The organism is Gluconobacter sp. OJA, assembly GCF_039638325.1.
Classification (GTDB): Bacteria; Pseudomonadota; Alphaproteobacteria; order Acetobacterales; family Acetobacteraceae; genus Gluconobacter; species Gluconobacter cerinus.
This window is the reverse complement of the sequence record NZ_JBDIWI010000006.1, coordinates 60469-71583: the sequence shown is the minus strand read 5'-3', so window position 1 is coordinate 71583 and position 11115 is coordinate 60469. Positions and strand designations below refer to the sequence as shown.

8 protein-coding genes and 2 pseudogenes are annotated in these 11115 nt (G+C 55.6%); 7 read left to right on the top strand and 3 right to left on the bottom strand.

Going from position 1 to position 11115, the window contains the following annotated elements:
- The first annotated feature begins 138 nt into the window (after positions 1-138).
- Positions 139-1277 (top strand): IS3 family transposase gene (locus ABDK75_RS17020; protein WP_408874449.1). Its coding sequence is split into 2 segments (ribosomal slippage): positions 139-394 and positions 394-1277, totalling 1140 coding nucleotides; the frame shifts between segments, so codons are not numbered across the junction.
- Between the two features lie 131 nt (positions 1278-1408).
- On the opposite strand, the gene ABDK75_RS17015 is transcribed toward ABDK75_RS17020, so the two are convergent.
- Complete coding sequence (locus ABDK75_RS17015; RefSeq protein WP_346006526.1) at positions 1409-2143, bottom strand: hypothetical protein; 735 nt, start codon at positions 2141-2143, stop codon at positions 1409-1411.
- Between the two features lie 269 nt (positions 2144-2412).
- Here ABDK75_RS17015 and ABDK75_RS17010 point away from each other — a divergent pair, with 269 nt between their 5' ends.
- From ABDK75_RS17010 to ABDK75_RS16995, 4 genes are all read left to right on the top strand, one after another.
- Complete coding sequence (locus ABDK75_RS17010; RefSeq protein WP_006473457.1) at positions 2413-3768, top strand: IS1380-like element IS1247 family transposase; 1356 nt, start codon at positions 2413-2415, stop codon at positions 3766-3768.
- A gap of 282 nt (positions 3769-4050) precedes the next feature.
- A complete protein-coding gene (locus tag ABDK75_RS17005; RefSeq protein ID WP_346006356.1) occupies positions 4051-4887 on the top strand; it encodes an alpha/beta hydrolase in 837 nt (278 codons plus the stop codon).
- A 79-nt stretch (positions 4888-4966) separates the two neighbouring features.
- Positions 4967-6400, top strand: a complete 1434-nt coding sequence (locus ABDK75_RS17000) for a coniferyl aldehyde dehydrogenase (protein ID WP_346006398.1) — start codon at positions 4967-4969, stop codon at positions 6398-6400.
- A gap of 55 nt (positions 6401-6455) precedes the next feature.
- Positions 6456-7925, top strand: a complete 1470-nt coding sequence (locus tag ABDK75_RS16995) for a catalase (protein ID WP_408874446.1) — start codon at positions 6456-6458, stop codon at positions 7923-7925.
- A 197-nt stretch (positions 7926-8122) separates the two neighbouring features.
- Here the strand turns inward: ABDK75_RS16995 and ABDK75_RS16990 are convergent.
- Positions 8123-8674, bottom strand: a pseudogene (locus ABDK75_RS16990) (chromosome partitioning protein ParB); the annotation flags it as partial.
- Positions 8675-9294: 620 nt separating this feature from the next.
- On the opposite strand from ABDK75_RS16990, the gene ABDK75_RS16985 reads away from it, so the two are divergent.
- A protein-coding gene (locus ABDK75_RS16985; protein ID WP_346006525.1) for an IS5 family transposase occupies positions 9295-10052 on the top strand; the annotation gives its coding sequence in 2 pieces (ribosomal slippage) (positions 9295-9616 and positions 9616-10052; 759 coding nt in all).
- Between the two features lie 7 nt (positions 10053-10059).
- Here ABDK75_RS16985 and ABDK75_RS16980 read toward each other — a convergent pair.
- Positions 10060-10422 (bottom strand): annotated as a pseudogene (locus ABDK75_RS16980) (transposase); the annotation flags it as partial.
- A 341-nt stretch (positions 10423-10763) separates the two neighbouring features.
- Here ABDK75_RS16980 and ABDK75_RS16975 point away from each other — a divergent pair.
- Positions 10764-11066 (top strand): hypothetical protein, encoded by a 303-nt coding sequence (locus ABDK75_RS16975; protein WP_346006524.1) that lies wholly within the window; start codon positions 10764-10766, stop codon positions 11064-11066.
- Positions 11067-11115: the final 49 nt, after the last annotated feature.

The window sequence follows — 11115 nt, the reverse complement described above, 5'->3', positions numbered from 1 at the left end:
TGAAGTTGAAGGATCTGGGCTCGTCGTAGATCAGCCCGTCGTAGAAGCCGGCCTGCCGCAGGTACGTCCGGTCCTTGGACGTGTCGCGGTTTAGTGCCGGACCTTTAAGACCGAAAGTGGTTGTAAAGGAAAATTGGAATGGGACGAGTTTACAAGGCTGAGTTCAGACACGAGGCGGTGCGTTTAGCTCTGAGTAGCGGTCTGTCGCGTGAGCGTATTGCTCAGGATCTGGGTATTGGGTCTTCGACGTTGAAGACATGGATCCGTGATGCGCAGACGCACGACACTGTCGTTGCTGACACAACGGATCATACAGCGTTATTACGTGAGAATGAGAGATTGCGACGTGAAAACCTTCTGCTGAAGGAGGAGAAGGAACTGCTAAAAAAGGCGACACAGTTCTTCGCGAACCAAAGATCGTGAGGTTTGGGTTCATTGCGCGATATCACGGTCCGCTTTCCCGTGAACGGGTCTGTCGGCTGTTTGGTGTCAGCGACCGAGGTTTGAGAGCCTGGCGACGTCGTCCGGTCTGTGCCCGCAGAAGACAGGATGATGCTCTGATGGTCCATATCCGCACCATTCACGCGCAGCGCAGGCGAAGCTACGGACGTCCCCGCATGACAGAGGAACTCAGAGCTCGTGGCTTTTCTGCCGGACATCGCCGTGTGGGACGGCTGATGCGGGAGAATGACATCCGGGTTGTCCGAACGCAGCGCTTTAAAGCAACCACGAAGAGCGCTCACAGTCATGCCATTGAACCTAACCTTCTGGGACAGGACTTCTCCGCAACATCGCTTAACCAGAAATGGACAGCGGACATCACAGACATCTGGACGCGGGAAGGCTGGGTTTACCTGGCTGTGGTGCTGGACCTCTTCTCACGAAGAGTCATCGGCTGGAACCTTGATGTCCGTATGACCGCAGATCTTGCCGCCACAGCGTTACAACGCGCTATTGCCTTGCGTCAGCCACCACCTGGCTGCATCCATCATGCTGATCGTGGCAGTCAGTATTGTTCAGAGGCTTACCGTCAGCTCCTTTCTGCTCATGGCTTTCTCGTGTCCATGAGCAGAAAGGGAAACTGCTGGGATAATGCAGTGACAGAAAGCTTCTTCAAAACCCTGAAAGCAGAACTCATGTGGCGACAGGCCTGGAGCACACGTCAGGAGGTCGAGCAGGCCATCACTCTTTACATCAACAATTTCTACAACGCGCAGAGGCGGCATTCCGCACTCCAGTGGAAAAGTCCTCTGGATCATGAGCGCAACGTCGCTTAACAGATACCCATGGTCCGGAACTAAACCGTGACACGTCCAGACCTGCTGCTTACGCTTACATCGTAGACATAGAACAGTTGTTCTGAATTTCTGGAAGCGGGCGTTCGTTAAGGCAGCATTGATCTATTCAACTATCTTTCGCGAAAACTTTCGCGTTCGTCGTTAGCCAATTTCTCTTCAGCACATTGCTGATAAGCATCACGAAGGTGAATGAGCGAACGATCCTCACTGGCCAATCGTTCAGCAATCTCGGACATCATACGCTCGTAGGTTTCGTTTGTAATCCCAGCGCTTCCAGCTTTATAGTGAAATTCATGAGTTAAATCAGCCCAGGCATCTTGAATTTTCGTTCGAATTTGGATTTCACACTTCATTTTGTCGTCAATGACTTTGACGTTTCCGAATTCATCATGCCGTACTGCATCATAATTCACATTGGCAGTCAGGTGAATTGAGCGGTATCCAGATATTTTTGGCTTCGCAATATAGTCTTTAGGTTGTCCTTGGACCGAGAGGTGGTTTGACTTCTTGATAAACTCATGAATACCTGTGCAGTCATCAACGAACCAACACGTCACACGCGCTCCAATTAGATCACTTACAATCTCAGTGGGATAGTAGAATTGTGGCCAGTTTTTTCGTTCAAGTTTATGCAAAAAACTTTTAATGGATTTTACACGTGAAGTAACTTGGATTGCTTCAGGTGGTAGTCTATTTTTAATAGTATAAGCAAGTGCAAGTTGGTTGAGTCTAATATTAAGAATTTCTTTAATCTGCTCAAGATCTCGTTCATAACGACTATAGAAACGTGTAGCTCTTGAAGTCAATTCCTCTGGATTCAATGATGGAACTTTATCTTCAGTCATAACATGCATCCTATGATATCGCATTCACTTTTGATAATTTATTCACATAACTTGACTTGCGGATAACATGTTATTCTAAAATGTTAAATAACATAAACGGCAAAATAGGTCTGGCGCATGAATAACTCGAGATAATTTATGATAAGCATTGAAGCCAATATCTACCTGATTAAAACCCACATTTCCCAAGTAAGGCGCTGATTTCGCTGTCCTGACCATTATATTTCCTATATAAAACATGGTGTTGAAGGCTGCGAGGGGCGCGTTTCATGGATCACCCAGAGGGTGCGGGCTTGCAACGGGCAGATCGGGTGGATTTCGACCCTCGCGTGCGGCTGGAATTTCGCGGCACGCAGCTCAGTTCCGACGGCGGCCTTCTGGTGATGCGCGAGCTTGATGACGCGCTCGGGTTGTCCGATTTGGCGTCAGCGGCGCTGCGCGATACTCGCTCTGGCAAGAACACGGTCCATCGGCTCGACGGCCTGTTCCGGCAATCAGTCTTTGGGCGGCTGGCCGGATACGAGGATGTCAACGACGCCAACCGTCTCGCCTGCGATCCGGTCATGCGCCAAGTTGTCGGCGGCAGAGCGGTCGATGCACAAGCGGCCTCGGCATCGCAGATGGGACGGTTCGAGACCGAGACGCTGGCTCTGGCCGGGAACCGTGCCGCGCTGGCCGACCTGAACGGGCAATGGATCGACCGGTTCCATGACCGTAACGGGCTGAAGTACATCGTTCTGGACATGGACAGCTCGGTCAGCCCGACCCATGGCGACCAGGAAGGGTCCGCCTGGAATGGCCATTTCGACTGTAGCTGCTATCACCCCAACTTTCTGTTCAACCAGTTCGGGATGCTGGAACGCTGCGCCCTGCGCCATGGCAACGTCCACAGCGCCGATGGCTGGCGTGATGTTCTCGACCCCGTCATTGCGCGCTACGCGGAGCGCGACCTTGGTGGCAGGTTCTTCCGGGCCGATGCTGCCTACGCGATCCCGGCGATCTATGAGCGATTGGAAGAAGCGCGGTTCTTCTACGCCATCCGGCTGCCCGCAAACGCGGTCCTCAAGGACAAGATCGCGCATCGGCTAACGCGCCCTGTCGGGCGGCCGTCACTGACCAAGGTCAAGCGGTTCTTCGAGGAATTCGAGTATCAGGCGGCGTCCTGGGACAAGGAACGCCGGGTGATCGCCAAGATCGAATGGCATCCGGGCGAACTGTTCCCGCGTGTCGGCTTCATCGTCACCAACCTGCCGATGGAGCCGGACTGGGTGGTGCGGTTCTACAACCAGCGCGGCACCGCCGAGCAGCACATCAAAGAGGGCAAATACGCCTTTCGCTGGACGCGGCTGTCGTGCCGGAAGTTCCGCGACAATGAGGTGCGGCTGCAACTGCACGCCCTGGCGTACAACCTGGCCACCTTCTTGCGCTGCATCGAGCTGCCCGAGGCCATGGCCGACTGGTCGTTGACCAGCCTGCAACTGAAGCTGATCAAGATCGGGGCACGTGTGGTCCGTCACGCCCGCACCATCACCTTCCAGCTGGCCGAGGTCGCTGTCACCGGCACGATGGTACGCGCCATCCTCGCCGCTATCCGCCGATTGCGAGCGCCACCGCTATGCGCATGATCGCGATCCACGCTCAAACTGAACGAAAGCGGCTGGACAGATCTGTCCGCTGCGCTGAAAAACGCCGCCCTTGGGCAAGGAAACAGCGGCTTCGCGGTCTGATCCGTCCAGATCCAGCAGTCTGCGCGACCGCAGGTGCCGCTTGCGGCAGAAAATCCTTGTCTAGCGCTCGGATACAGGCGATCTTCACCTCAAACGACACGCCACTTGGGGAATGCAGGTTTACATGACAAGCTGAGTCCGGCGTACCCTTCATCAACCCACCATACTGGAGTTACCGACATGCCATTCGTCACCACACAAGACGGCGTAGAAATCTTCTACAAGGACTGGGGCGCAAAGGACGCGCAGCCGATCATGTTCCATCATGGCTGGCCGCTCAGCGCCGACGACTGGGACGCGCAGATGCTGTTCTTCCTGTCCAAGGGGTTTCGGGTCATCGCCCATGACCGGCGCGGCCACGGACGGTCGACGCAGGTCAGCGAGGGGCACGACATGGACCATTACGCGGCCGATGCCTCGGCCGTGGTCGAACATCTCGACCTGAAGAACGTCGTTCATGTCGGTCATTCCACCGGCGGCGGTCAGGTCGCACGCTATGTCGCGCGCTTCGGGCAGCCGCAGGGGCGCGTCGCGAAGGCGGTGCTGGTCAGTTCCGTACCGCCCCTGATGGTCAAGACCGATCGCAGTCCCGAAGGCGCGCCGATCGAGGTGCTGGACGGCCTGCGGGCCGGGCTTGCCGCCAACCGCGCGCAGTTCTTCCTCGATGTCCCGACCGGACCGTTCTACGGCTTCAACCGGCCGGGTGCTGCGATCTCGGAAGGCACGATCCGCAACTGGTGGCGGCAGGGTATGATGGGCAGCGCCAAGGCGCATTATGAAGGTATCAAGGCCTTCTCGGAAACAGACCAGACCGAAGATTTGAAGGCGATCACGGTGCCGACCCTCGTCCTGCAGGGCGACGACGACCAGGTGGTTCCCTACAGGAACGCGGCTCTGCTCCAGCATCAGTTGATCGCCGGCAGTGTGCTGAAGATCTACCCCGGCTATCCGCACGGCATGCACACGACCCATGCCGACAAGATCAACGCCGATATCCTGGCCTTCATCACGGGGTGAGGGTCGCCTCATCATTGTCTGACCATCGCGGGTGGCGCCGATGCGCCGCCTGCCCCTCGTTTCGGGTGACGTGACAGCCATGTTGAAAGACACCGATCCTTTGGCCGCGATGACGGAGACACTTCATCGGCAACGGGCTGCCTTCCTGCGTGACGGACCACCCACACGCACGGAGCGTCGGCGCGACCTCCGACGGTTGCGCGCCATCGTGCTGGAGCACCGCTGCGCGATCGAACAGGCGATCGACGCCGATTTCGGGCACAGGTCGCGCCATGAGACCGACCTGATGGAACTGGTCGGCGTCGTGCAGGCCATCGACTACCTGACCCGCAACCTCCATCGCTTCATGCGGACGGAGAAGCGGCATGTGAGCCTGATCTATCAGGGCGGCCGCGCGCATGTCACGTATCAGCCGAAGGGTGTGATCGGCGTGATGGCCCCGTGGAACTATCCGTTTTCACTGGTCATGATCCCGCTGGCAACGGCCATCGCCGCCGGGAACCGCGTCATGATCAAGCCATCGGAGACGACGCCGCGGACCAGCGCGTTGATCCGGATGATGCTGGCCGAGGCATTTGGCGACGAGAAAGTTGCTGTCGTGCTGGGCGGTCCGGATGTGGGCGCAGCCTTCAGCCGACTGCCCTTCGACCATCTCCTGTTCACCGGCAGCACCTCGGTCGGCCGGCACATCATGGCGGCCGCGAGCGAAAATCTTGTTCCCGTGACGCTCGAACTGGGTGGCAAAAGCCCGGTCGTCGTTGCGCGCGGTCATGTCAGCGACAATGCGATGAACAGCATCGTGTTCGGCAAACTGTCCAATGCCGGGCAGACCTGCGTGGCCCCCGATTATGCGCTGGTGCATGAAAACGATCTGGAGGCGTTCATCACCTCCTGGGATCGCGCGGTGACCCGGTCCTATCCCGATGGTCCGACCAGTGCCGATTATTCGTCCATCGTCAACGACCACCATTACACGCGCCTGACGGGGCTGATCGACGAGGCGCGGCAACGGGGGGCCCGGGTGATCGAGGTGGGTGCCCGGCCTGACGCTGCCCGGAAACGGACCCTCACGCCCACGCTTGTTATCGGCGCTGAGGACGATCTTGCGGTGATGAAGGAGGAGATTTTCGGTCCTATCCTGCCGGTCCGGACGTACCGCACGATGGACGACGCGATCGATTTCATCAACGCGCGCCCACGCCCGCTGGCGCTGTATTATTTCGGTGCGCGCGATGCCGACTGCGCCAGGCTGCTGGCCCGGACGACGTCGGGGAATGTCGGCATCAACAACACGATGATACACGTCGCTCAGGACGATCTGCCGTTCGGTGGCATCGGCGCCAGCGGCATGGGCGCCTATCATGGCATCGAGGGGTTTCGTACCATGAGCCATGCCAGGGGCGTGTTCATCCAGAGCCGCTGGAACCTACCCGCCCTGCTGCGTGCACCGTTCGGACGTCTGGCGGATATTGCCCTGCGCGCGACGCTCGGAAAATCGCGCCGACACGCTTAGAAACAGAATGTCAGCGCGGATTCACATTCAGAATAACCGTTCGAAGGAAACTGTCATGACGACTGAGCAGACAACAGCATATCATACGACGGAGTCCGGCATTCCCGTCTCCAGCGACGAGCATTCGCTGACTGTCGGTGCCGATGGCCCGATCCTGCTGCACGATCACTACCTGATCGAGCAGATAGCGGCATTCAATCGTGAGATGATCCCCGACCGTCAGCCCCATGCCAAAGGCAGCGGCGCGTTCGGTCGGTTCGAAGTCACCCACGATGTCAGCCGGTATACCTGCGCCAAATTCCTGCAACCGGGCGCGAGGACGGAGGTCGTCGCGCGCTTCTCGACCGTGGCGGGAGAGGCCGGAAGCCCGGATACGTGGCGCGATCCGCGTGGATTTGCCCTGAAATTCTATACGGAGGACGGCAATTTCGACATGGTCGGCAATAACACGCCGGTCTTCTTCGTGCGCGATCCGCTGAAATTCCAGCATTTCATCCATTCGCAGAAGCGCCGTGTGGATAACGGCCTGCGCGACAACGACATGCAGTGGGATTTCTGGACACTGAGCCCGGAGACCGCGCATCAGGTGACATGGCTGATGGGCGACCGTGGCATCCCGGCAAGCTGGCGTCATATGGATGGCTTCTCCAGCCACACCTACCTATGGGTGAATGCGGCTGGCGAGCGGTTCTGGGTGAAGTATCACTTCAAGACCGATCAGGGCATCAAGTGCCTGACGCAGGAGCAGGCAGGTCAGCTTGCGGGCGCGGATGCCGATTATCACCGGCGCGATCTCTATACGGCGATCAAACGTGGCGAGCATCCGAGCTGGACGCTCAAGATGCAGATCATGCCGTATGAGGACGCGAAGACCTATCACATCAACCCGTTCGATCTGACCAAGGTCTGGCCGCAGGGCGAATATCCGCTGATTGAGGTCGGCAAGCTGACGCTCGACCGGAACCCGACGGATTTCCACTCCCAGATCGAGCAGGTCGCATTCGAGCCGAACAATTTCGTGCCGGGAACCGGACTGTCACCCGACAAGATGCTGCTGGGGCGTTCGTTCGCCTATGCGGATGCACATCGGGCGCGGCTCGGGGTGAATTACAAGCAGATTCCGGTCAACGCGCCGAAATGTCCGGTTCATGGCTACACGAAAGGGGGCGCCATGCGGATACGCGAAGCCCATGATCCTGCCTACGTCCCCAATTCCAAGGGCGGCCCGACGGCCAACCCGCAGCGCTTCCCGGAAAACGCCGTCTGGGCAGCAGACGGCGACTTCGTGCGTGCGGCCTACACGCTACGTACGGACGATAACGATTTCAGTCAGGCCAACACCCTGATCAACCGCGTCATGGACGACGCAGCGCGTGACCGTCTGGTGAACAATATCGTCGGGCATGTGTTGCAAAGCGTCGAAGAGCCTGTTTTGTCGAGGGTCTTCGAATACTGGTCGAAAATCGACGCGACGATCGGAGCACGGGTAAAGGAAGGTGTGCTCGCCGAACGAGCAGGAGATTAAGATTGTTTGGCGTTCATCCCTACGTCATAAATTCGGCCTGAAGAAACAACCCCGCAGATATCCGCGCTACGGTCATCTGCTTGGGAGACTCCACGTCGGGAATGAGGGCGGAAGCAGAAGCACTGCCGAGTAGCATGACAGCATGAAAAAAAGCGGCTCCCGGAGACCGGAAGCCGCCATTTTCATTCAGGGAAATGCTATTCCGCAGCGACCGCGGCAGGCCCGTCTGCTGAGTAATCAGGGACTTCATCAGTTTTCATCTGCGCAGACAGTCCTTTCGTCCGCAGAGCCTCCGGTAGCCAGCCGGTGCCTTCAAACAGCCTTTCGGCCGCCTGCGCCATGTCGTTCTTTTTCAGATGTGCGATACGCTCGGCTGCCTCAGTTCCCCGCGCCTCACGCACGGCTTCGAGAATACGGGCCTTGGTGACGCGGCCCAGATAGTTCTCCACCGTCGGCCGCCAGCCCGTTTCGACCAGATCAAGCGTAAGCGCAGTGGCGAGGCGGTCGGCGCGGGCCAGCCGCTCCCTGACGCTGCGTGCCAGAGACGGACCATGAGACGATTCATGCAGTGCGTTGATCCCGAAAGACAGGCAATGCGCCAGCAGGGCCAGACGGCTGGTGTCGTCCAGTCCGTCGATCCAGCGCCACAGGGCGTCTTCATCCTCCGGCAGATCGTGCTTCCAGCCCTCGTTGCGCTGGCGCAGCGCATGAGCCGGCAGGCTGCCCGGCATGTCGGGGGAATGGACCTTAAAAACGGCGCTCAAGATAGCCCGGGCTTTCTCAATGGCATCTCGTTCGGGAAAGGCTGCTTCAATGGACGTCAGCTATCATGTGTTAGTTTGCCAATTAGCAGACATTCCGCTTCCCCCCAAGTCAGCTGCGAGCCTCAGAATAGTTACAGACCTGCGTGAGTTGGAATGTCTCTCGCAAAGAGGGCCAGAGACGATCAGACTGTCTTTCCAGCAGCAGGCTTTGTCCGTGCATGAGCCTCTGTGGAACACGCCTCGTAAAGACCTTCACGGGTCTTTTTTGGTTCCCACCCCCTATGTCCGATAATGGAAATTAACGGACATAGGTCAGGAAAAAGGGGCATTATTTAGAAAAAAGACGGAGAATTACCTTTTGGACGAATTGGGGTAACTTAATGCCAAGATCGTAAGAATTTTGGTGCGCGCGTCACATAGAAGCTTTTCTGCTATACCAGCCATTATCCGGCTTTTTTTTAGTACGGTAAGAGGATATTACCACGTGTTACAATGACAAAAGACAGTCCCAGAAGTTCCGTAGAAGAGGGCTAAAAAGAGCTTAGGCTCAGGACCCATTGATTTGATTACGGAAATCTGATTCAGGCTCTGTGAGGAGACTGGAGATGAGCGACCTGTTTTGGCTGACGGATGAACAGATGGATCGTCTGCGGCCCTTTTTCCCAAAGAGCCACGGCAAACCTCGCGTTGATGACCGTCGCGTGTTGAGCGGGATCATTTTCGTGAACCGCAATGGGATGCGCTGGCGTGATGCGCCCCGGGAATACGGTTCACATAAGACGTTGTACAACCGCTGGAAGCGCTGGGGCGACATGGGCATTTTCATGCGGATGATGGATGGCCTGTCTGCTGCAAAAGCCGAGCCTCGGACGATTATGATTGATGCAACGTATCTCAAAGCACACCGCACGGCTTCAAGCCTGCGGCTAAAAAAGGGGATCCAGGGCGTCTGATCGGGCGGACAAAAGGTGGCATGAATACGAAGCTGCATGCGATCACCGATCAGAACGGACGACCGCTGAGCTTCTTCATGACGGCGGGACAGGTCAGCGATTATACCGGTGCCGCTGCCCTGCTGGACAGTCTTCCTATGGCACAGTGGATGTTGGGCGATCGCGGGTATGACGCCGACTGGTTCAGGGACGCCCTGGAAGAGAGGGGGATAAAGCCCTACATTCCAGGACGGAAATCTCGTGGAAAACCCGTCAAATACGATAAGAGAAAATATAAACGCCGTAATCGCATCGAGATTATGTTTGGAAGGCTCAAGGACTGGCGGAGGGTCGCAACACGCTATGACAGATGCCCGAATGTCTTCTTCTCAGCCATCTGCCTCGCTGCAACCGTCATCTTCTGGCTATGAGTCCTGAGCCTAGTGCGGTTGCGTATTGGGGCGCAACGCCAACAGAGGATTTGCCCTTCTTCGGCAAGGCGGTGTCATCGATGATCAGCCAGGATCCGTTGCCACCAACCAGTTCATCCGCCTGTTTCCATAAGGTCGCTTCCAGTGGAGCTTTGTCCCAAAGCCCGGCTCCGATGAAATGATGCAGCCGGTCATAGGGGACCGCATCCGAGCGTGCGGCCATGGGTTGGATGCTCTTGCGATCTCCTGGCCCAATCAGACCTGCGATATAGGCCGGGCACATTTTACGCCGCGTCTTGTTGCCCAGACCATCCAGATACGGGACGAGCCATTGCTCAAGATCCGCTTGCCAGTCTTCTTCCAATGCCAGCCTCCGTCAAAGCTGGCTCCCCATGAATCACGCAATCAGCCCCATGGGAATCCTAAAAATCATGCTTCTGCCAAAGTAGTACTAGGCCCGGCTACGCTGATGGTTTGACATTTTTCTGAAGTATTATTGTAGTACGTGTGACTTGCATTTGACGTGAGGTCGCTTACCATCCAAAATAAGGAATGTTTGATGTACGGCATCCAAAAAGCGGGAGCGGATATATTAACTCAATACATAAGAAAATTTAACATAACAATAAATTATTGATTCCTAATATTGATAAAACATGCAGAATTTATGTTCTATACGCAATCAATAACTCTGATAGGAGGCATCCCCCAATGACACTGCGCTTATTTATTATTTCATTTATATTGTTATCTTCGTGCCATACCAATCATAAAGATGAAAAAAAACTCATTATATTTTATGATAAAAGCAGTGAATGTAATATAAAAATCGATAAATTTTTATATAAAAATAAAATCAATATTATATATAATATGAAAAATATAAATTCTATAGTTATTGGAGGGATAAGAAATGACAAATACAATAAAATAAAGAGTTATTTATCTAAATTAGAATGCGTGTATGGAGTTAATGACGACGAAATTATGCATTATAATTACAGTATGAATTGATTACCATATCTATTGCTACCAGCTTTAGTCTCCTTCTCTTGGAGGTTAT